This is a genomic window from Dyella terrae (assembly GCF_022394535.1).
Lineage (GTDB): Bacteria > Pseudomonadota > Gammaproteobacteria > Xanthomonadales > Rhodanobacteraceae > Dyella.
This window is the reverse complement of the sequence record NZ_CP089414.1, coordinates 2,439,723-2,460,129: the sequence shown is the minus strand read 5'-3', so window position 1 is coordinate 2,460,129 and position 20,407 is coordinate 2,439,723. Positions and strand designations below refer to the sequence as shown.

At 62.2% G+C, this 20,407-nt stretch carries 22 protein-coding genes; 16 read left to right on the top strand and 6 right to left on the bottom strand.

The features are described 5' to 3' along the window. Positions 1-212: 212 nt before the first annotated feature. The 3 genes from DYST_RS10560 to tpx all read left to right on the top strand — a co-directional run bounded on the left by DYST_RS10560 (position 213) and on the right by tpx (position 2,196). Positions 213-728, top strand: a complete 516-nt coding sequence (locus DYST_RS10560; protein ID WP_239951760.1) for an alginate export family protein — start codon at positions 213-215, stop codon at positions 726-728. Between the two features lie 13 nt (positions 729-741). After that, positions 742-1,443, top strand: a complete 702-nt coding sequence (locus DYST_RS10555; RefSeq protein WP_239951758.1) for a hypothetical protein — start codon at positions 742-744, stop codon at positions 1,441-1,443. A 252-nt stretch (positions 1,444-1,695) separates the two neighbouring features. Beyond that, the gene (gene tpx, locus DYST_RS10550) at positions 1,696-2,196 is read left to right on the top strand and encodes a thiol peroxidase (RefSeq protein ID WP_239951756.1); all 501 of its coding nucleotides are present in this window, start codon (positions 1,696-1,698) and stop codon (positions 2,194-2,196) included. A gap of 80 nt (positions 2,197-2,276) precedes the next feature. On the opposite strand, the gene azu is transcribed toward tpx, so the two are convergent. Then, positions 2,277-2,726 carry an azurin gene (azu, locus tag DYST_RS10545; protein ID WP_239951755.1) on the bottom strand — a complete coding sequence of 150 codons (450 nt, stop codon included), beginning with the start codon at positions 2,724-2,726 and terminating at the stop codon, positions 2,277-2,279. Between the two features lie 187 nt (positions 2,727-2,913). Next, positions 2,914-3,927, bottom strand: a complete 1,014-nt coding sequence (gap, locus tag DYST_RS10540) for a type I glyceraldehyde-3-phosphate dehydrogenase (RefSeq protein WP_239951753.1) — start codon at positions 3,925-3,927, stop codon at positions 2,914-2,916. Positions 3,928-4,115: 188 nt separating this feature from the next. On the opposite strand from gap, the gene DYST_RS10535 reads away from it, so the two are divergent. From DYST_RS10535 to DYST_RS10515, 5 genes are all read left to right on the top strand, one after another. Continuing rightward, positions 4,116-4,586, top strand: coding sequence for an OsmC family protein (locus tag DYST_RS10535; protein ID WP_239951751.1), 471 nt, complete (start codon positions 4,116-4,118; stop codon positions 4,584-4,586). A 71-nt stretch (positions 4,587-4,657) separates the two neighbouring features. Beyond that, positions 4,658-5,467, top strand: a complete 810-nt coding sequence (locus tag DYST_RS10530; protein ID WP_239951749.1) for a S1/P1 nuclease — start codon at positions 4,658-4,660, stop codon at positions 5,465-5,467. Between the two features lie 411 nt (positions 5,468-5,878). Then, complete coding sequence (pyk, locus tag DYST_RS10525) at positions 5,879-7,351, top strand: pyruvate kinase (protein WP_102302005.1); 1,473 nt, start codon at positions 5,879-5,881, stop codon at positions 7,349-7,351. Positions 7,352-7,527: 176 nt separating this feature from the next. Then, positions 7,528-7,977, top strand: a complete 450-nt coding sequence (locus DYST_RS10520) for an energy transducer TonB (RefSeq protein WP_102302006.1) — start codon at positions 7,528-7,530, stop codon at positions 7,975-7,977. A gap of 149 nt (positions 7,978-8,126) precedes the next feature. Beyond that, complete coding sequence (locus DYST_RS10515; protein ID WP_239951747.1) at positions 8,127-9,134, top strand: class I fructose-bisphosphate aldolase; 1,008 nt, start codon at positions 8,127-8,129, stop codon at positions 9,132-9,134. 76 nt (positions 9,135-9,210) lie between these two features. Here DYST_RS10515 and DYST_RS10510 read toward each other — a convergent pair whose 3' ends face one another. Further along, entirely contained in the window at positions 9,211-9,822 is a 612-nt protein-coding gene (locus DYST_RS10510) for an outer membrane protein (RefSeq protein ID WP_239951745.1), read from the bottom strand. 255 nt (positions 9,823-10,077) lie between these two features. Between DYST_RS10510 and tkt the strand changes: the two genes are divergently transcribed. Together tkt and DYST_RS10500 are read left to right on the top strand one after the other, a co-directional pair. Beyond that, positions 10,078-12,081: a transketolase gene (tkt, locus tag DYST_RS10505; RefSeq protein WP_239951742.1), complete on the top strand. Its 2,004-nt coding sequence runs from the start codon at positions 10,078-10,080 to the stop codon at positions 12,079-12,081. 131 nt (positions 12,082-12,212) lie between these two features. Next, complete coding sequence (locus tag DYST_RS10500) at positions 12,213-12,761, top strand: DinB family protein (RefSeq protein WP_239951740.1); 549 nt, start codon at positions 12,213-12,215, stop codon at positions 12,759-12,761. Between the two features lie 61 nt (positions 12,762-12,822). Here the strand turns inward: DYST_RS10500 and DYST_RS10495 are convergent, their stop codons facing one another. Next, the gene (locus DYST_RS10495) at positions 12,823-13,455 is read right to left on the bottom strand and encodes an HAD hydrolase-like protein (RefSeq protein ID WP_239951738.1); all 633 of its coding nucleotides are present in this window, start codon (positions 13,453-13,455) and stop codon (positions 12,823-12,825) included. After that, a complete protein-coding gene (locus tag DYST_RS10490) occupies positions 13,455-14,633 on the bottom strand; it encodes a phosphoglycerate kinase (protein WP_239951737.1) in 1,179 nt (392 codons plus the stop codon). Before DYST_RS10490 ends, DYST_RS10495 begins: the two co-directional genes overlap by 1 nt. A gap of 137 nt (positions 14,634-14,770) precedes the next feature. Between DYST_RS10490 and maiA the strand changes: the two genes are divergently transcribed. After that, entirely contained in the window at positions 14,771-15,439 is a 669-nt protein-coding gene (maiA, locus tag DYST_RS10485; RefSeq protein WP_239951734.1) for a maleylacetoacetate isomerase, read from the top strand. Between the two features lie 4 nt (positions 15,440-15,443). After that, a complete protein-coding gene (locus tag DYST_RS10480; RefSeq protein WP_239951733.1) occupies positions 15,444-15,824 on the top strand; it encodes a hypothetical protein in 381 nt (126 codons plus the stop codon). A 9-nt stretch (positions 15,825-15,833) separates the two neighbouring features. Here DYST_RS10480 and DYST_RS10475 read toward each other — a convergent pair whose 3' ends face one another. Continuing rightward, positions 15,834-16,949, bottom strand: coding sequence for a PilT/PilU family type 4a pilus ATPase (locus tag DYST_RS10475; RefSeq protein WP_199178908.1), 1,116 nt, complete (start codon positions 16,947-16,949; stop codon positions 15,834-15,836). 81 nt (positions 16,950-17,030) lie between these two features. On the opposite strand from DYST_RS10475, the gene DYST_RS10470 reads away from it, so the two are divergent. From DYST_RS10470 to DYST_RS10455, 4 genes are all read left to right on the top strand, one after another. Beyond that, entirely contained in the window at positions 17,031-17,627 is a 597-nt protein-coding gene (locus tag DYST_RS10470; RefSeq protein ID WP_102302014.1) for a DUF4398 domain-containing protein, read from the top strand. A 20-nt stretch (positions 17,628-17,647) separates the two neighbouring features. Beyond that, positions 17,648-18,241, top strand: coding sequence for a hypothetical protein (locus DYST_RS10465; protein ID WP_102302165.1), 594 nt, complete (start codon positions 17,648-17,650; stop codon positions 18,239-18,241). A gap of 409 nt (positions 18,242-18,650) precedes the next feature. Next, positions 18,651-18,878, top strand: coding sequence for a YdcH family protein (locus DYST_RS10460; RefSeq protein ID WP_102302015.1), 228 nt, complete (start codon positions 18,651-18,653; stop codon positions 18,876-18,878). A 156-nt stretch (positions 18,879-19,034) separates the two neighbouring features. After that, entirely contained in the window at positions 19,035-20,405 is a 1,371-nt protein-coding gene (locus DYST_RS10455; RefSeq protein WP_102302016.1) for a pyridoxal-phosphate dependent enzyme, read from the top strand. The last annotated feature ends 2 nt before the right edge of the window (positions 20,406-20,407 follow it).

Below are 20,407 nucleotides of genomic sequence, written 5' to 3'. Positions count from 1 at the left end.
TCCAAGCGGTCAACAAGACGCTCGCGGGCCACTGCGCGTGGCAGATAGTGAATGGCGCGTTCATCTGGTGGGCATGTTGTCGTATGTTCTTGCGAATCTCGCTGTCACAATGAACGTGGGTACGTCGCACGATTGACGGTGATCAGGGCTTTCACAGCCGCTCTTTTCGACACTGCTGGCACGTCCCGGTAGTTCATCGACAGGAGTTGTTCGTGAAGTGTGCATCGTCTTTTCAAACGTATTTCGTTGCGTTTGCCTTGCTTGGGTTGTCCGATGCGGCCCTTGCGCAGTCGTCGGAATCATCGGATACCGGCGTGCAGTTGGAATGGAATGCGCGATTGCGCCATGAGCAGGTGGACAGTGCCGCGTACTCGCCGCACGCCTATGCCGATACGCTGCGTCTTCGGCTGGGCATACGCAGCCAGATAGGTTACGGCTGGAGCTATTTCGTTGAAGGTGTCGGCACGGCGAGTGCCGGCAATCACTACAACAGTGGGGCGAACGGGCAAACGCAGTACCCCTCCATCACCGATCCCAAGGGGGCTGCTCTCAATCAGGCATGGCTTGCCTGGCAGGTAGACACGGCGAGCGCCAAGGTCGGGCGACAGGAAATGACGCTGGACAACCAGCGCTGGATCGGTACCGCACCATGGCGTCAGTTCGAGCAGACCTTCGATGCGGTGGCCCTGCAATGGAAGCCCGCCGCGAACTGGATCCTTCAGCTATGACTGGATCGATCGCGTGAATCGTGTGGCCGGTCCGGATGCGATCAATCCGCTCGCTCGTCAGCGCGATCTCAACACGCATTTGCTGCATGTCGCCTGGGGTCATGGGCGACAACAGGTAGTCGGCTACGCCTATCTGCACAAGGATAAGGACGTCGCCACAGCGTCCACGGCCACTTATGGCGTCCGCTGGACGGGCAAGCCGGCTGCAGACGGTGGTTTTGGATGGAGTGCAGAAGGTGCGCGTCAGTACGACTACGCCAATAATCCCTTGGGTTTTGAGCACAAGTACTGGCTGGTAGAACCGTCATGGACGCAATGGGGCATCACGGGCAAGCTGGGTTGGGAGTTTCTTGGCGGCGATAGCTGCACCGCACTGCAAACGCCACTGGCCAGCATGCATGCCTTCAACGGTTGGGACGACCAGTTCACGGTGACTCCGGCGACGGGTTTGCAGGATTACTACGTGACACTCAACGGACCACTGGGTCGCACGGGTGTGGCACGTCGATTTGCCTGGACGGTCACGTACCACGAGTTCCGCTCGGTTCGGGGCAGTGCGCGTTACGGCAGCGAATGGGACGCCTCGTTGTCCTATGTGCTGATGCCGGGGCTCAATGCTTTGCTGAAAGCGGCGGACTATCGTGCGGACCAGTGGGGGCGCGATGACACCAAACTGTGGTTGCAATTGGAGTGGACTGGCAAGCAGCCACTTTGATTGCGTAAGGCCACATCGCGACATTTGGACACGTCGCGACGAAGGGGCAGATGCTGATCTAGTCGGTGCAAGAGTGACAGTCGCACTCTTGCCATTCATGCGCGTCAAGGTCTGCCTTAAGATGCGGCGGTACGCGCCTGAATCCTGTCGGTTGATGCTGCCAATGCTGGGTAGTCTATGGAGCGACCGCTCCACGCATCTTTTCGACGAAAGCCATGGTTTACTTATGCACCCCATCCAACGAGGTGTCCCATGTCCCAAGTCACGCTGAAAGGCAATCCGGTCCAGGTCGACGGTCATTTCCCCGCCAAGGGTGATGCAGCGCCTGCGTTCTCGCTGGTCGGCAAGGATCTGGCCGACGTGACGCTCGCCAGCTTTGATGGCAAGCGCAAGGTGCTGAACATTTTCCCCAGCGTCGACACGCCGACGTGCGCCACGTCCGTGCGCCGCTTCAACGAGAAGGCGAGTGAGCTCGACAACGCTGTGGTGCTGTGCATCTCCGCTGACCTGCCGTTCGCGCAGGCACGCTTCTGCGGTGCGGAAGGATTGAGCAACGTCGTCACGCTCTCGACACTGCGTGGCCATGACTTCCTCAAGAACTACGGTGTGGCGATCGCATCCGGTCCGCTGGCTGGCCTCGCGGCGCGTGCCGTAGTCGTGCTGGATGGCCAGAACAATGTCGTGCACAGCGAAATGGTCGGCGAGATTGCTCACGAGCCGAACTACGATGCGGCGCTGACGGCGCTCGGTTAAGCGTCGCACGGCATCGCTTACCGCGTTGACAAGAAAAGGCCGGATAAACCGGCCTTTTTCTTTTTTGTGCGATGGCCGCTTTACGGGGCAAGCGTCAACGTGCCCTTCATCAGGGCGGCATGGCCCGGGAAGGTGCAGAAGTAAGCATAGCTTTCGCCCGCTTTGAGCTCGGATACCAGGAAGGTGGCGCTGTCGGACTCGCCGCCGCCGATCAGCTTGGTGTGGGCGATAACGCGTGTGTCGCCGGGCTTGATGTAGTTCTGGTCTGCGCCGGCCTTCATGCCGTCGGCAATGATGCCCGGCTCATCGGCCGCTGTGCCCAGCACCCAGTTGTGGCCCATCGACGCCTTGGGCAGCTTGCCCGTGTGCTTGAGCGTCACGGTGAACTGCTTGCAGGTCTTGGGCACGGTGATGCTCTTCAGGTCGTACTGCATGGCATCGTTGCCGTCGATGGTGGCAGTGCAATCGGCGGCCCACAGGGGTGTGGCGGAAAGGCCGAGTAGGGCGAGGGCCAGGACTTGGCGAATCATCGGGTATCTCCGAAAGGGCGTGGTTGGAAAAGCCTGAACGATTGCGCCAGCGCATGCCTGCTGCGCTGATCTGGATCAAGTCGATGATGCGTAGTGGAGTTGTGCGACCGCATGCCGCGTACGGAGTACAGGAAAAACAAAAGCCGGGCATGGCCCGGCTTTTGTGTGTACTACGTTGGCGAGTAGCTTACTTGGCAGCCATCAGCGCGATGGTCATATCGAGCATGCGGTTGGAGAAGCCCCACTCGTTGTCGTACCACGACAGCACCTTCACAAGGGTGCCTTCCATGACGCGCGTCTGCGTGGCGTCATAGGTGGACGAAGCCGGGTTGTGGTTGAAGTCGATCGACACCAGCGGCTGAGTGTTGACGGCCAGGATGCCCTTCAGCGGACCGTTGGCGGCTTCGCTGATGACTTGGTCAACCTCTTCCTTGGTGGTCGGACGGGCGGCGTCGAACACAAGGTCCACGACCGACACGTTGATGGTCGGCACGCGCATGGCGAAACCGTCCAGCTTGCCGTTGAGTTCCGGCAGCACCAGGCCGACCGCAGCGGCAGCGCCGGTCTTGGTCGGGATCTGCGAGTGCGTGGCCGAACGGGCGCGGCGCAGGTCGGAGTGATAGACGTCCGTCAGCACCTGGTCGTTGGTATAGGCGTGGATGGTCGTCATCAGGCCGCGCTGGATGCCGATCTTCTCGTGCAGCACCTTGGCCAGCGGAGCAAGGCAGTTGGTGGTGCACGACGCGTTGGAGATCACTTCCAGCTTGGAGGTGAGCTTGTCGTCGTTCACGCCGATGACGAAGGTGCCGTCCACGTCCTTATCGCCAGGGGCGGAGATGATCACCTTCTTGGCGCCGGCAGCGATATGCGCGCTGGCCTTAGCCTTGGAGGTGAACAGACCGGTGCACTCCAGCACCACGTCGACGCCCAGGGCGTCCCACGGCAGCTTGGAGGGGTCACGCTCGGCGCAGACCTTGATGCGGTCGCCGTTGACGATCAGGTCGCCGCCTTCCACGGACACAGTGCCCGGGAACTTGCCGTGCGCGGTGTCGTACTGGGTCAGGTGCGCATTGGTCTCGGCATTGCCGAGGTCATTGATCGCAACGATTTGGATCTCGTTGGTGCGACCGGCTTCGTACAGCGCGCGCAGAATGTTGCGGCCAATGCGACCGTAACCGTTGATGGCGACCTTAATTGCCATGGGACAGCGTCCTCCGGTGAGATGACGAAAATGGCGGCTGTGGGACCGCCGTAAAACCGTCATTTTAGCCTGAACCGGCCCGCGGCTCCCATCTAGGGCCAGTTAACCCGGATGGGGCTGTTCAGCGGACGCCGGAAGCGCTTGAATCGGCTTTTCTTTCGGGCGCCCCGGCCCACCAGGAGTTTGGCATGAGCGAGACAGAACAGAGCTTTGGCATCACCCTCGAGCAGGTGTCGGATTACGAGTTCCGCGTGCGCTTCGACGACACCCCGATTCCCGACCTCATCACGGACGAAACCGCGCCACTGGGTGGCAACGCGGGGCCCAACCCCTCGCGGATGATGGCCACGGCCGTGGCCAACTGCCTGGCCGCTAGCCTGTTGTTCGCGCTGCGCAAGTACAAGAACGCGCCCGGCACCATGGGCGCAAAGGCCAAGCTCACCCTGACGCGTAATGAGCAGGGCCGTTTGCGCATCACCCATATCGGTGTGGACCTGCAACTGGCCGACAAGGCAGAGGTGTACGAGCATCTCGATCGCGTGCTAGCCCAGTTCGAAGACTTCTGCATCGTCACGCAGAGCGTGCGGCAGGGCATCAAGGTGGATGTGAGCGTGCACGATGGGGACGGCAAGCAGCTTTCGATCCCAGGCGAAGGCTGAGGGTTGTCGGCGCGGACCTGTCATGAGGCTGTGGCAAACTCGATCGTTTCCTTACAAAGAACCACTGCACCATGCCATTCCCGCGCCGAACCGTTGCCGCCGCTCTCATCTGTTTCGCCTTGGCGCCCGCCGCGCACGCATGGGGCCAGCTTGGCCACAGCGTCGTGGCCGACTTGGCGCAGCGCCACTTGAGCCCGGCGGCGGAAGCGGAAGTGGAGCGCCTGCTCGCGCCGGATCACACCAAGTCCCTGGCCGATATCGCCAGCTGGCCGGACGAGATCCGCAACGATCCCACCAAGGACGCGCTGTGGAAGCAGACCAACGGCCTGCACTACATCAATTTCATTTCGGGTGACTGCAACTACACGCCGCCGCGTGACTGCAAAGGCGATCGTTGCGTGGTTGCCGGGATCGATCTTTACGTGCAGATCCTGGGCGACAAGAGCCAACCGGACGCGGCGCGTCTGGAGGCGTTGAAGTTCGTCGTTCACTTCATCGGCGACGAACACCAGCCACTGCACGCGGGCTCGCGTGACGACAAGGGCGGCAACGAGTACCAGGTGCAGTTCAACGACAAGGGCACCAACCTGCATAGCGTGTGGGACTCGGGCATGCTCAAGACCAGCGGCCTCGACTACAAGGCGTACGCGGACAAGCTGGAGAGCGAAGGCACGGTGACCTTGCCGCAGCCGATCCCGCCCTACGACAACGCCTATGCACAGTGGGCCGAAGAGTCGTGCGCGATCTCGCGCGACATCTATCCCAACGGTCACAAGATCGATCAGGCCTATGTGGATAAGGAACTGCCGGTGGCTGAGTTGCGCCTGCGCGAAGCGGGTCGCCGGTTGGCCGAAGTGCTCAATCTGACGCTCTCGCACTGACGCAAGCCTGCTCGCACCTGTGTGCGGGGAGGGTGGAAACGCACATCATCGTGGGCCGGCCTTGCCTGGGTTGGCCCATTCTTTTGCTCTGTGTTTGTTGCAATGCAGCGATGAAGTTTCGCTGCGATCGGCCCATTCGTCCGGGCCATTTCGACTCATGCGTCTACGGCTTGAGCAGACGCCGCGAGTGGATTTGAAGATGGCTGGTCATGACACCAGTGTTTGGACGTCCGTTGGCTCGATAACCAGACCAGTGATTCGCGCAGACTCAATATTCACGCCGAACTAGTAATACCAGTCGGTCCAGCTGGTCCGCATGCCACATGCAGTCCACTTTAGTGATGCGAACGGGGGTGAAAAAGGCGGCAAAAACCCTCTGGACCGCGCGCGTGGTTTTGCTAGTCTCGAAGTATGACTACCGAAAATCCATTGCGCCGCACAAAAATTGTTGCCACCCTCGGTCCCGCTACCGATGCGCCTGGCATGCTCGAAAAAATCATCGCCGAAGGCGTGGATGTGGTTCGTCTGAACCTCTCCCACGGTCTGCCGGACGATCACCGCGCCCGCGCCACTGCCGTGCGCGATATCGCGTTGAAGCTCGGCCGTGAGGTAGGCGTGCTCGCCGACCTGCAGGGTCCCAAGATTCGCGTCGAGAAATTCGCCAATGGTCCGGTGGAGCTTCGCGTTGGTGACAGCTTTGTGCTCGATTGCAGCCCGAATGCCCCGCTCGGTGACGCCACGCGCGTGGGCGTCAGCTATCACGACCTGCCCAAGGACGTGTCTGCTGGCGACGTACTGCTGCTCGATGACGGCCTCGTCGCACTCACCGTGGATTCGGTGGTCGGGGCGGAAATCCATTGCACGGTACTGGTCGCTGGCAAGCTCTCCGATCGCAAGGGCCTCAACCGCCAGGGCGGTGGCCTTTCGGTGGACGCGCTGTCCGACAAGGACAAGGCAGACATCAAGTTGGCCGCGGAGATCGGCTGCGATTTCCTCGCAGTCTCTTTCGTGCGTTCCGCCGCCGACATGAATCTGGCCCGTCGCCTGCTCGAAGAAGCCGGTGGCAAGGCATCGCTGGTGGCCAAGATCGAACGTGCCGATGCCATCCCGGTGCTCGGCGAGATCATCGACGCGTCCGACGTAGTGATGGTGGCGCGCGGCGACCTGGGCGTGGAAATCGGTGATGCCGAACTGCCCGGCCTGCAGAAGAAAATCATCCGCGAGTCGGTGCAGCGCAATCGCGCCGTCATCACGGCCACACAGATGCTGCAGTCGATGGTGCGCTCACCCATCCCGACCCGCGCAGAAGTGATGGACGTGGCTAATGCTGTCATCGACGGTACGGATGCGGTGATGCTGTCGGAGGAATCCGCTGCCGGCGCGCACCCGGACAAGGCCGTGGCTGCACTGCGTCGTATCTGCCTGGGAGCCGAGCGCCAGTTCGAGCCGAAGGAAGATCCTGGCGCACAGGGCCACCACCTGGATCGCACCGATCAGGCCATCGCGCTGGCCGCTATGTTGTTGGCCAGCCAGTTGGGTCTGCGTGCCATCGTGGCGCTGACCGAGTCAGGCGCCACTGCGCAGTGGCTCTCACGCTATCGCAGCGCGGTGCCTATCTATGCGCTGTCGCCGTTCGCCGATGCGCGTCGTCGTATGTCCATCTTCCGCGACGTGACAGCAGTGAAGTTCACCCACGTATCGCAGACCACGGCCGGCTCGGCCCGTGACGCCGTACGTCAGCTGTTTATCGAAGGGAAGCTGGCCGAAGGCGATCGTGTCGTGCTGACTCACGGCGACCATATCGGCCAGGGCGGTGGCACCAACACACTCAAGCTGCTCTCGGTAGGCGCCGAGGGTGTGGTGGAGTGCTTGCGGGACCTCTGAGCAAGTTACGTTGAGTCGCCATCGTCCGTTGACCTGGTGTGGGCCGGGTTGGCGGACGATGGCGCTCCGTTGTACGGCATTCTCCTGCACGATGGCGCGTTTCACGCTGTCATCGCCGGGGGCGCGGTATCGCTAGAATCGCCGCACCGTCCCCGATCACGAACAGGAGGTTTCCCATGAACACGAAGTCACGTCGCCTGGCCCAGACGTTGGTGTTGGCAATGGCTGCAATGAGCGCGGCTCCCCTGCTTGCGCAGTCGAATGAGCGCATGGTCGGGCCCGAGCAGATCCAGTCGTACTGGATCATGCTCAATACCAAGGTCGACGCGGATATTCCCAACAGCGGCAGCAACATGGACAAGCCCGGTTGCGTCGCGGTGAGCTACATGATCGGCTCGGACGGCGTTCCTCAGAACGTCACAGTGCGCAAGGTGGTGCCGCAGAGCGGCCTGGATGCCGTGGCCAAGAGCGTGGTGAAGAATTTCCGCTACGGCCCGGCCCTCAAGAACAACACGCACGAGCCGGTCAACACCTATTTCATCGTGCCGTTCAACTTGCCGGCTGACCCCGCTCAGCGGCAGTCCATCGTCAACGCTTGCAAGTTGACCGGATACGACCAGGCCTGAGGCAGGCTCCAGGCCCTTTCCCAGAGCCGTTCAGGGCCTCTCCGGACCCTGGGCGGCCGCTTGGCCTATAATCGCGGCCTTTCAGCCTCCGCCCTGACCGGGGCGGCATCACCTTGTGCGGCCCACACCGCTAAGTATCCGGAGTTGTCATGAGCATCGAAGATCTCGAAAGCGTTGCCCTCGCTATGGTCGCGCCCGGCAAGGGCATCATCGCCATCGATGAGTCGACCAACACCATCAAGAAGCGTTTCGAGGCCGTCGGCATCGACAACACCGAAGAGAACCGTCGCGCCTACCGTGAGCTGCTGCTCACCGCGCCGACCCTCGGCGAGCACATCTCGGGTGCCATCCTGTACGATGAGACCATCCGTCAGTCGACCAAGGACGGTGTGCCGTTCACCACCATCATGAAGAAGAACGGGATCATCCCGGGTATCAAGGTCGACAAGGGCCCGGTGCCGCTGGCCGGTTTCCCGGGCGACGTGGTGACCGAAGGCCTCGACGGCCTGCGTGAGCGCCTCGCCGAATACGTGAAGCTGGGTGCCCAGTTCGCCAAGTGGCGCGCGGTCATCAACATCAGCGAAGACAATCCGTCCTCCACCGCCATCGAAGCGAACTGCCACGCGCTGGCCCGTTACGCCGCGCTTTGCCAGGAAGCTGGTCTGGTGCCGATGGTTGAGCCGGAAGTGATCATGGACGGCGACCACAGCATCGAAGTCAGCTACGAAGTGCACGAAGCCGTGCTGCGTAGCCTGTTCAACGCGCTGTACGAGCAGAACGTGATGCTGGAAGGCACCATTCTGAAGGTCAGCATGGTCATCCCGGGCAAGGAATCGGACGAGCAGACCGAGGTCGAGGAAGTCGCCGAAGCCACCGTGCGTGTGCTCAAGACCACCGTGCCGGCCACGCTGCCGGGCATCGTGTTCCTCTCGGGCGGCCAGACGGACGAGCAGTCCACCGCTCACCTCAACGCCATGAACCGCATGGGTCCGCATCCGTGGCCGCTGTCGTTCTCCTACGGTCGCGCCATGCAGCAGGCTGCGCTGAAGCTGTGGTCCAAGGACATGAAGGCCAACTACGCCGATGCGCAGAAGACCGTCCTGGCTCGCGCCAAGGACAACGGTCTTGCCGCGCTGGGCCAGTGGAACGCCAAGTAAGCGATTTCCGCTTTCCCGCGGCAAAAGAAAACGGGCGCCTTGCGGCGCCCGTTTTTGTTTCATACCAACCGATGGATCAGAAGCGGTATTCCGCGCTGACGCTGTACAGGTTGGTCGGCAGGTGGATGTTCTTGTCGCTCTGGCTGCCGTCGTAGTAGTCCCAGTTCAGGCCAACGCTGATGTTCTTGTTGATGTTGTAACCAGCGCCCAGACCAGCGTAGTAGCGGGTGCTGTTGAAGTTAACCGTCTGCGGGTTGTACTTGTCATCGGTCAGGCCCGAGCCCTTGGCGAAGAAAGCGCCGCCACGGACTTCGCCGTACCAGTTCGGGCTGAAGCTGTAGCGCAGGTTCAGACCGGCGGTGGCGCCCTGCAGCTTGGACTGGCCGTTGTTGCCGTTGTAGTTGGCGTAGTTCTGGGTGTACGCGCCACGCGCGTCAGAACGGCCCAGGTAGACATAACCCACTTCAGCACCCACCGAGGTATCGGGGTTGATGGCAAAGCGGTAACCACCCTTCACGCCGCCGGCGAAGCTGCCGTTGTCGTAGGGACCCTTCTGGGTCTGGCCGTAACCGGCGTTGGCGCCGACATACCAGCCCTGCTGGGCGTTACCAGCGTCCTGGGCGAAAGCCGCCGGGACAGTGGCGAGACCGGCCGTAGCCAGGGCGAGGGCAAGAATGGTGTTCTTCATGGGGGTACTCCTCTTTGTCTTATTGGGCCAGTCCGCGTCTCCGGGGGTTCGGTGTTGCGCGGCTGGGCACCTCGTGCCGACGGTGCTGTTCCTTAGATGGGTAAGAGGGCCCTTAGTTTCAATACCGGTTAGTCCACTATTAAGGTTGTGTTAATCCTTAGGGCAATTCTGGGGCAGTACTGATGGCGACAGGCGGGCGTGGGATCGGCGACAATGGCGACTTTTATGGCCGCCTTTCCCCGGAGACCCCCTTAGATGACAACCCGTCGCGAACTCGCCAACGCCGTGCGCGCCCTCGCCATGGACGCCGTGGAGCAGGCCAATTCCGGCCACCCGGGCATGCCCATGGGCATGGCGGATATCGCCGAGGTGCTGTGGAACGACTTCCTTCAGCACAACCCGACCAATCCGAAGTGGTTCAACCGCGACCGTTTCGTGCTCTCCAATGGCCATGGATCGATGCTGCAGTACGCGCTGCTGCACCTGACCGGCTACGACCTGCCGATGGATCAGCTCAAGCGCTTCCGCCAGCTGCATTCCAAGACGGCCGGCCATCCGGAAGCCAGTGAAACCCCAGGCGTGGAAACCACCACCGGCCCGCTGGGCCAGGGTCTGGCCAATGCCGTGGGTTTCGCGTTGGCGGAGAAGGTGCTGGCGGATCACTTCAACCGACCGGGCCACGAGATCATCAACCACCACACCTATGTGTTCCTGGGTGACGGCTGCCTGATGGAAGGCATCTCGCACGAAGTCGCTTCGCTGGCGGGTACGTGGAAGCTCGGTAAGCTGGTCGCCGTCTATGACGACAACGGCATCTCTATCGACGGCGAAGTGCACGGCTGGTTCACCGACAACACCCCGGAGCGTTTCGAGGCCTACGGTTGGAATGTGATCCGCGGCGTGGACGGTCATGACGCCGAGGCCATCAAGAAGGCCATCACCGCGGCTACCAGCCAATCGGAGAAGCCCACGCTGATCTGCGCGCGCACCATCATCGGTTTCGGCGCGCCGCACAAGCAGGGCAAGGAAGAAAGTCACGGCGCCGCGCTGGGCAAGGACGAAGTCGCCGCAGCGCGTGACGAGCTGGACTGGCGTTACGCCCCGTTTGAGATTCCCGCCGAGATCTACGCTGGTTGGGATCACAAGAAGGCCGGTGCTGAGCGCGAGGAGAAGTGGCACGATGCGGTCGCCAAGTACACCTCGGCGTTCCCAGAGTTGGCGGCTGAATTCAACCGTCGCGTGTCCGGCGACCTGCCGTCCGATTGGGCGCAGAAGTCGCAGGCCTATGTCGAGAAGATGCAGGCCGATGGTCCCACGGTCGCTTCGCGCAAGGCTTCGCAGATGGCCATCGAAGCGTTTGCGCCGCTGCTGCCGGAACTGATTGGCGGTTCCGCAGATCTGGCTGGCTCCAACCTCACCAAATGGTCGGGTAGCGTCGATGCCGGCAATGGGCACAACCCGAAGGGCAACTACGTTTACTACGGCGTGCGCGAGTTCGGCATGACAGCCATTGCCAATGGTCTGGCGTTGCATGGCGGTTTCATCCCGTACGATGCCACCTTCCTGGTGTTCTCCGACTATGCGCGCAACGCGGTGCGCATGAGTGCGTTGATCCCGGCGCACGCCATCCACGTGTACACGCACGACTCGATTGGTCTGGGCGAAGACGGCCCGACCCATCAGCCGGTGGAGCATATGGCCTCGCTGCGCTACATCCCGAACAACCAGCTGTGGCGTCCGTGCGACGCGGTAGAGACGGCGGTGTCGTGGAAGGCCGCCATCGAGCGCAAGGGCAACCCGGCGTGTCTGGTGTTCTCGCGCCAGAACCTCAAGCACCAGCAGCGCACCGCGCAGCAGGTCGCTGACATCACGCGCGGCGCTTACGTGCTGTCTGATCCGCAGGACACCAAGTTCAAGGCCATCCTGATCGCCACCGGTTCGGAAGTGGAATTGGCGATGGAAGCGGCCCGCACACTGGCACAGCAGAACGTTCCGGTGCGGGTGGTGTCGATGCCGTGCACGGAACTGTTCGATGCACAGCCGATCGAGTACCGCGAAGCGATCTTGCCGGGCTGGTGCCGTGCGCGCGTCGCAGTGGAAGCGGCCACGTCCGACTTCTGGCGCAAGTATGTCGGCCTGGACGGCGATGTCGTTGGCATGACCACCTTCGGTGCCTCCGCACCGGCGGTGCAGCTGTTTGAGCAGTTCGGTTTCACCGTGACCCATGTGGTCGATACGGTGAAGCGTGTGATCGGCTAAGCCGTCACTGTCTGTATAAAGAAAAAGCCGCGGCCAGCCGCGGCTTTTTCTTTGCCTGCCGTTCTATCTGGCAGGCGACGCCGTTGGTCATCGGCGCTACGCTGCGCGCTTGCGACAATCAGGTTCGAACCATGACGATCACTGCTCTATTGCGACGCGACCACCTACGGCAAATGGCTGCCTACAACCGTTGGATGAACGACAAGGTCTACACGGCTGCGTCGACACTTCCGCCGACGGAAGTCATGGCGGAGCGTGGCGCATTCTTCGGTTCGATTCATGGAACATTGAGCCATATCGCCGTGGCTGACATGATCTGGCTGCAGCGTTTTGCCGATCACCCGGCACGCTATGCGGCGCTCGATAAAGTGCGAGGGCTGCCGATCCAGCGTGATCTGGCTGCGCAGCCGTTTGGCGATCTCGCTGCGCTTACCGAAAGTCGTCTTTTTCTCGACGATATGATTGAGGCGTGGGCGGAGGCGGTAACCGAGGACGACCTGGACCACGCGCTGGAATACGTGAACACGCGCGGCGAAGCATTCCGCAAGCCGTATTTCTTCGTGGTCATGCATTTCTTCAATCACCAGACGCATCATCGCGGACAGGTGACGACACTTTTGGCGCAAGCCGGCGTCGATGTAGGAGTGACGGACCTATCGGCGCTTATCGCCAGCGTTTGAGCCCATTACGACAGGTACGCTTCTGCAGGGGCGCGCTTGTACGCCCCTGCAGCGGTCGAACTTATGCGGCGAGCAACTCGGCGAGATGCTCCGGATCGCGGGCCAGCGCATGCGCTCCGGCCTTTTCCAACTCCGCTTGGCTGCCAAAACCCCACAGCACGCCGATGCCCTGCACGCGATTGGCGACGGCGCCATCAATGTCGAAATGGCGATCACCGATCATCACCGTCTGCTCTGGCGACGTGCTGAAATCAGCAAGCGCGGCGGCGATCATCGATGCCTTCTCGCTATGTGGGCTGGACGGGTCCGGTCCATACAGGCGGTTGAACGCACCACCGAAAGGCAAGTGCTCGATGATTGGGCGTGCATGCCGCTCGGGTTTGCTGGTGACCACGGCCAACGTATGACCGGCCGACTGTAGTCGGTCGATCATCGCGTCGATACCTGGATACACCGTGTGCTCGCGCCAGCCGATGGCATGGAAGCGCTGGTGGTAATACTCCACCGCCAGTTCGATGCGGTCATGATCATGATCCAGCAGCGGCGCAAAACTATGCCGCAGCGGTGGGCCGATCCAGTGGCGCATCTCCGTGGGATGAGCCACGCCCAGCTGCGTCAGCGCGTGGCGGACGCAGCCCAGGATGCCGATCTCCGAATCGATCAGCGTGCCGTCAAGGTCGAACAGGCAGAGCATTACTTGGCTGCTCGTGCCTTGAGGGCGGTCACGGCCGGCAGTTCCTTACCTTCCAGGAATTCGAGGAAGGCGCCGCCGCCGGTCGAGATGTACGAGACCTCCTTCTCGATACCGTACTTGTCGACCGCAGCAAGGGTGTCGCCACCACCGGCGATGGAGAAGGCCGAGGAGGCCGCGACAGCGCGGGCCAAAGTCTCGGTGCCGTGACCGAAGGCGTCGAATTCGAACACGCCCACCGGGCCGTTCCACACGACCGTGCCGGCCTTGGCGATCATTTCAGCGTAGCGCTTCGCCGTCTCGGGGCCGATGTCCAAGATCATCTCGCCTTCCTTCACCTGGTCCACCGGCTTCACCGTGGCGGGCGCGTGGGCGGAGAACTCCGGTGCCACGACCACGTCGACCGGCAGCGGCACATCGCCGTTGCGGCGCTTGGCGTCGGCAATGACTTTCTTGGCGGCAGGGATGAGGTCCGGCTCGTACAGCGAATTGCCGACCTGGTAACCCATGGCAGCGATGAAGGTGTTGGCGATGCCGCCGCCCACGATCAACTGGTCGACTTTGCCGATCAGGTTCTCGAGCAGGGTGAGCTTGGTGGAGACCTTGGAGCCTGCCACGATCGCCAGCAGCGGGCGGGCAGGGTGTTCCAGCGCCTTGCCCAACGCATCCAGTTCGCCGGACAGCAACGGGCCGGCCGCGGCGATCGGGGCGTACTTGATCACGCCGTGCGTGGAGGCCTGCGCGCGATGTGCCGTGCCGAAGGCGTCCATGACGAACACGTCGCACAGCGCGGCGTACTTCTTCGAGAGCGCTTCGTCGTCCTTGCCTTCGCCCACGTTCATGCGGCAATTCTCCAGCACCACCACCTCGCCGTCGGAGACGTCGACGCCGTCGAGATAGTCGGCCACCAGGCGAACCGGCTGGCCCAGCTTGTCGCTCATCCACTTGGCGACCGGCGCCAGTGAGGATTCGGCGTCGAACTGGCCTTCCTTCGGACGGCCCAGATGCGACAGCACCATGACTTTGGCGCCGGCGTCGCGGGCAGCCTTGATCGTCGGCAGGGCAGCGTCGAGGCGCTGGGTGGAGGTGATGTGGCCGTTCTCGATCGGCACGTTCAGGTCTTCGCGGATAAGCACGCGCTTGCCGCGCAGATCAAGATCGCTCATGCGGGTAACGGACACGGCGGAACTCCTGGCTTGGATTCATGGATGCGGACGCCTGTAGGCGCGAATCGCGTATTGTCCCGCCCGGTCCCCGGCGATGCAAACCACGCGGCAGGTATCCTGGGCAGCTGATATTTCCCTATGAGGACATGGGTATGAGCCAGGATCTGGTGTTGTACGGCTACTGGCGCTCCAGCGCCGCCTATCGGGTGCGCATCGCGTTGAACCTGAAGGGCCTGTCGTACGAGTCGAAGGCGGTGCATCTGGTGAACCAGGGCGGCGAGCAGCACCTGCCCGACTTCCAGGCACTGAACCCGCAGGAACTGGTGCCCTGTCTGGTCGATAACGGGCGTGTATTTACCCAGTCCATGGCGATCATGGAATACCTGGACGAAACGCATCCGTCGCCGTCGCTGCTGCCTGCCGACCCTGTTGGGCGGGCGAGGGTGCGCGCATTGGCTCAGATCATTGGCTGCGATGTGCATCCGCTTGGCAACCTGCGTGTGCTTCAGCGTTTGGCAGCCCAGTTCGGCGCGGACGACGCGGCCAAGGGCGCGTGGTCGCGACACTGGATCGGGCAGGGCTTGCAGGCGATAGAGGCGATGTTGGCGGGCAATGTGGCCACGGGTCGTTTCTGCCATGGCGACGCGCCCAGCATGGCGGACGCCTGCCTGGTGCCGCAGGTCTATAACGCGGTGCGCTGGAAGCTGCCGCTGGATGAGTATCCGACCATTCAACGCATCCACGATGCCTGTCAGTCGCTGGAGGCCTTCCAGCATGCCGCGCCCGAGGCGCAGCCGGACGCACCTGCCGCGCAGGGCTAAGCGCGTGGCATCGTTCTGGAAGCAGCTGTGGCGCTGGCAGCGAGGGCGGCAGGGCAGCGGCTACGACAAACTGTTGCTCGGCGGCACGTTATGGCCGCTTCCCTGTGACTGCTATCTGCTGAAGTTTCCGCAGGGATCGTCAGTGCCGCCTCACACCGATCGCGTCGCACAGGGTCGGCACTATCGGTTGAATATCATCGTCTGGCCGGCTCGCCGAGGTGGCGAATTCGTCTGTGCCCGGCCGATCCACGCGAGCCGGCGCATCAAGCTGTTTCGACCCGATCTGGAAGAGCACAGCGTGACCCTGATCGAGCAAGGCTCGCGTTGGGTGCTCAGTTTCGGCTGGGTGCGAGGCGCGCGGGGCGGCACGCGCCCCGCGGCCTGACGGCCGGGCTCAGAAGCCCAGGCCGTAGGGGTCGTTGCCGACCAGTTCGGTGCTTTCGGTGTTGCCGCTGTCGGACAGGCGAATCTTGAGCGCCAACCCATCGCGGGAGTCGGCCTTGTTGAGTGCCTCGTCCAGCTCGATGCGGCCTTCCTTGTAGAGGCGGTACAGCGACTGGTCGAAGGTCTGCATGCCTTCCTGCAGGCTGCGGTCCATCGCTTCCTTGACGTCGTGCACCTGGCCGCGGCGGATCATGTCGCGGATCAGTGGCGTGTTCAGCAGCACTTCCGTCGCTGGCAGGCGGCGGCCGTCCTTGCCGACCACGAGACGCTGGCTGATCACCGCACGCAGATTGAGCGCGAGGTTCATCAACACGTTCTTGTGGGCCGATTCCGGGAAGAAGTTGAGGATTCGCTCCAACGTCTGGTCAGCGTTGTTCGAATGCAGCGTGGCAAGGCAGAGATGGCCGGTTTCGGAAAATGAAATGGCGGCTTCCATCGTGTCCGTGTCGCGGATCTCGCCAATCATGATCACGTCAGGCGCCTCGCGCATCGCGTTGCGCAGGGCTTCGTGATAGCTGTGCGTATCCAGGCCGACTTCGCGCTGGTTGACGATCGACTTCTTGTGCCGGTGCAGGTATTCGATCGGGTCCTCGATGGTGAGGATGTGGCCCGATGAGTTCTGATTGCGGTGATCGATCATGGCGGCCAGCGTGGTCGACTTGCCCGAGCCGGTGGCACCCACCACCAGGATCAGGCCGCGCGGTTCCATGATGAGTTCGCGGAAAATGGTCGGCAGCTGCAACTGATCGATGCTGGGAATTTCACTCTTGATGGCACGGATGACCATGCCCACTTCGCCGCGCTGCTTGAACACGTTGATGCGGAAGCGTCCGGCTTCCTTCACGGCGAGCGCCATGTTCAACTCCAGGTCGCGCTCGAACTGGGGTACCTGGCCCTCGTCCATCAGCGAGTAGGCGATTTTCTTGACCATGCCACTAGGCAGGCCAGTATTGCCCAATGGGTAAAGCTTGCCCTCGACCTTAATGTTCACAGGGGCGCCCGTCGTCAGGAACATATCCGACGCGCCCTTGTCTACCATTAGCTTGAGGAAATAACCGATGTCCACTCGAATCCCCTGTTCGTGCGCATTGCTAAAAGCGATTATGCCCGCCCACAATACGCTGCGACACTCCGAGAGGACTGAGTGATGGTGCACATCTTTTTCCCGCCGAAGGCGCGATCCCAGATCGCCCGGCTGGCGGTTTCGACCCTGACGTTAGCCATGGTGCTGGCGCTGGCTGGCTGCGCCTCCGCGCCGCCGCCGGACGGAATCATGAACCAGGCGCAGATGCAACTGCAGGCGGCGCGCGACGCCGACGCCCAGGTGTATGACCCGATTGACCTCGGGAACGCCCAGGACAAATTCATGCAGGCCCAGAACGCCATGGCCAAGCGTGACTACGACGTGGCCGCCCAGCTGGCTGACGAAGCCCGGGCAAGCGCTGAGTTGGCACGTGCCAAGGCCCGCTTGGGGGCGGCCCGCGCCCAGATCCAGAGCAAGACGGCCGCCAACCAGCAACTGCGCGACCAGATCGACCAGTCACTGGCCGACCAGCAACAGCAGGACCAAAGCCAGTCGAGCAGCCTGCCGCCGCAGCAGCAGACCCAGGACATGCCGGCTCCGCCGAGCTCGTCGCTGGGCGAGCCCATCCCGCAGGGGCAGGGCTTTCAGACTTATCCGCAGAACCCGAACCCCGACCAGCCGGCGCCTCCGTCGAGCACTGACCAAGGAGGCCACCTGTGAAACTGACCTTCCGTCTTTCGATGCTGCTGGTGGCCGTGGCTGCCGCAGGTGCCGCCCATGCCTCCTCCAAGGACGACATGGACGTGGCCCGCCTGAACAACAGCCTCAGCCAGCTTTCCGGCGATCCGTCGCTTGGTATGTATGCACAGGCCGAGCAGGCTCGTGCCCACGACGCCGTGAATCAGCTTTCGCAGGCCCGTTCACGCGATCGCGCGCATGCGTTGTACATCGCCGAGCGGCGGGTCGACCTTGCGCGTGCTACGGCCCAATGGCAGGACGCGCAGCAGCAGATCGCCAAGCTCGACCGCGAGCACGACCAGATCCAACTCGACGGCAGCCGCCGCGAGACGGAGATGGCGCGCCGTGAGCTCGAGCGCCAGCGCCTGCAGTACCAGGCTGCCCAGGAAGATTCCGCCCGCCAGATTGCTGCCGGTGCCGAAGCTGCTGCCCAGGCCCAGGCCCAGGCCGATCAAGCCAAAAAGCTGGCGGCAGCGCAGGCCAAGGTGGCCAATGCCGCCAAGAAGCAGGCCGACCTAGCCGCGCAGGCCGCCCGAGCCATGCGACAGCAGATGCAGGGAGACAGTTCGTCGACCAGCAAGGATCAGGGTAAATAACCCACATCCGGTTCGGACTGAGAAAAGGCCGACGCTATGTGCGTCGGCCTTTCGTTTGTCTGGAAGTTGGGTGAGATCGCTGACCTGGGCGCCGGCTCTGTTCAAATTTCGCGATGCTGGTGTTTGCATCGCGCAAAAGACTGTTTTGACAATCTTTTTTCGGAAAGTTCCGTCAACTTGCACGGTCAATATGACGCTTGCATGACCCCGAAACGGGGAGTAGGGTCAAATCCCCAGGGGGCATTTTCGCACCTTGGGTTACCGACCTGAATCATGCGCTCATCCTTCTCCTCCATTTGTTCTCCATGGCCCGGTCACACGGCATGGATCGGGGGGTGCTTGCGCCTGATTCAATGTCAGCAGGTGCCCCTCCCAGGTACCTGCCGTTCTCTCCAGAGGAGGTTCGATCATGTTTGAAAACCAGCAGCGTGATGATGTCGAAGCTTTGATGAAGGCGGACGCCGAGTTTCGTCGGCTCTACCAGCACCATAAGGAACTCGACAGCAAGGTGCACGACGCCGAGATCGGCGTGCTTCCCATCGACGACATGACGTTGTCAGGCATGAAGAAGGAAAAGCTCCACGCGAAGGAGCGACTCCAGCGCATGTGGGACACCCGAGCGCACCGCATCAACTGAATCTGCGACGTTTTCGCATGAACGCGGCTCCGGCGCCTTACGGCTTCCGGGGCCGCGTCGTTTCTGACGTTTGCGAAAGGGTCTCCCGTGGCTCGGGTATTATCAGCGTCCCAAGCGGTCGCCAATACGCGGCCGGAGCCTAGTTAAGGAGTTCCCATGTCGGTCCACCAGAGTGTCCTTGAACTGATCGGACGTACCCCGATGGTACGCGCGCAGCGCCTGGACGTTGGACCGTGCGAACTCTTCCTGAAGTTGGAGAGCGCCAACCCGGGCGGCTCCGTCAAGGACCGTATTGGTCTGTCGATGATCGAAGGTGCTGAAAAGGCCGGCAAGATCCGCCCGGGCGACACCTTGGTCGAAGGCACCGCAGGCAATACGGGCCTTGGGCTGGCGCTGGTGGCTCAGCAGAAGGGCTACCGCCTGATCCTGGTCGTGCCCGACAAGATGAGCCGCGAGAAGATCTTCAACCTCAAGGCCATGGGCGCTGAGGTGGTGCTGACCCGTTCGGACGTGGCCAAAGGCCATCCGGAGTACTACCAGGACATGGCCGAGCGCATCGCGCGTGAAACGCCGGGTGCCTACTTCATCAACCAGTTCGGCAACCCGGATAATCCGGCGGCGCACATTGCCACCACGGGTCCGGAAATCCTCGAGCAGCTGGACGGCAAAGTCGACGCAATCGTGGTCGGCTGCGGTTCGTCCGGCACGCTCAGCGGCCTATCCAAATTCTTCGCCGAGCACTCGCCCGATACCGAGTTCGTGCTGGCCGACCCAGTCGGCTCCATCCTCACCCAGTACATCAACGAGGGCACGCTCTCGACCAAGTCGGCGAGCTGGATGGTGGAAGGCATTGGCGAGGATTTCCTGCCGACCATCAGCGACTTCACTCGCGTGAAGAAGGCTTATGCGATTCCCGACAAGGAGAGCTTCCTGGTCGCTCGTGAGCTGCTGGCGAAGGAGGGCATTCTTGGTGGCTCCTCGACCGGCACGCTATTGGCCGCTGCGTTGCGCTATTGCCGCGAACAGACGACTCCCAAGCGGGTGGTGACGCTGGTCTGCGACACGGGCAACAAGTACCTGTCGAAGATGTACAACGACTATTGGATGCTCGACAACGGCTTCATCGAGCGCGAACAGCACGGTGACCTGCGCGACCTGCTGCTACGCCCGTTCGCTCAGCGCGACACCGTAGTCATCGGGCCAAACGAGCTGTTGATGACCGCCTATACGCGTATGAAGCTGTACGACGTATCCCAGTTGCCGGTCATGGACGGGAGCCGCTTGGTCGGTATCCTGGATGAATCCGATGTGCTCATGCACGTGCATGCGGACGAAAGCCGGTTCCGGGACTCGGTCGCCACGGCCATGATCACCAACCTGCAGATGCTGGATGTGCGTTCGCCTATTGAATCTCTGTTGCCCGTGTTCGACCGGGGGCACGTGGCCATTGTGGTGGATGGCGACCAGTTCCTGGGTCTGATCACCCGGATCGATCTGCTGAACTATCTACGTCGCAAGGTGCATTGAAG

Excerpts from the sequence above, each read along its gene's own strand:
- DYST_RS10530 (WP_239951749.1), top strand. The coding sequence starts at position 4,658 with ATGCCATTCCCGCGCCGAACCGTTGCCGCCGCTCTCATCTGTTTCGCC.
- DYST_RS10510 (WP_239951745.1), bottom strand. The coding sequence starts at position 9,822 with ATGAAGAACACCATTCTTGCCCTCGCCCTGGCTACGGCCGGTCTCGCC.
- DYST_RS10495 (WP_239951738.1), bottom strand. The coding sequence starts at position 13,455 with ATGCTCTGCCTGTTCGACCTTGACGGCACGCTGATCGATTCGGAGATC.
- maiA (WP_239951734.1), top strand. The coding sequence starts at position 14,771 with ATGAGCCAGGATCTGGTGTTGTACGGCTACTGGCGCTCCAGCGCCGCC.
- DYST_RS10455 (WP_102302016.1), top strand. The coding sequence starts at position 19,035 with ATGTCGGTCCACCAGAGTGTCCTTGAACTGATCGGACGTACCCCGATG.
- DYST_RS10520 (WP_102302006.1), top strand. The coding sequence starts at position 7,528 with ATGAACACGAAGTCACGTCGCCTGGCCCAGACGTTGGTGTTGGCAATG.
- DYST_RS10535 (WP_239951751.1), top strand. The coding sequence starts at position 4,116 with ATGAGCGAGACAGAACAGAGCTTTGGCATCACCCTCGAGCAGGTGTCG.
- DYST_RS10500 (WP_239951740.1), top strand. The coding sequence starts at position 12,213 with ATGACGATCACTGCTCTATTGCGACGCGACCACCTACGGCAAATGGCT.
- pyk (WP_102302005.1), top strand. The coding sequence starts at position 5,879 with ATGACTACCGAAAATCCATTGCGCCGCACAAAAATTGTTGCCACCCTC.
- DYST_RS10515 (WP_239951747.1), top strand. The coding sequence starts at position 8,127 with ATGAGCATCGAAGATCTCGAAAGCGTTGCCCTCGCTATGGTCGCGCCC.
- azu (WP_239951755.1), bottom strand. The coding sequence starts at position 2,726 with ATGATTCGCCAAGTCCTGGCCCTCGCCCTACTCGGCCTTTCCGCCACA.
- tkt (WP_239951742.1), top strand. The coding sequence starts at position 10,078 with ATGACAACCCGTCGCGAACTCGCCAACGCCGTGCGCGCCCTCGCCATG.
- DYST_RS10470 (WP_102302014.1), top strand. The coding sequence starts at position 17,031 with ATGGTGCACATCTTTTTCCCGCCGAAGGCGCGATCCCAGATCGCCCGG.
- tpx (WP_239951756.1), top strand. The coding sequence starts at position 1,696 with ATGTCCCAAGTCACGCTGAAAGGCAATCCGGTCCAGGTCGACGGTCAT.
- DYST_RS10465 (WP_102302165.1), top strand. The coding sequence starts at position 17,648 with ATGCTGCTGGTGGCCGTGGCTGCCGCAGGTGCCGCCCATGCCTCCTCC.
- gap (WP_239951753.1), bottom strand. The coding sequence starts at position 3,927 with ATGGCAATTAAGGTCGCCATCAACGGTTACGGTCGCATTGGCCGCAAC.
- DYST_RS10460 (WP_102302015.1), top strand. The coding sequence starts at position 18,651 with ATGTTTGAAAACCAGCAGCGTGATGATGTCGAAGCTTTGATGAAGGCG.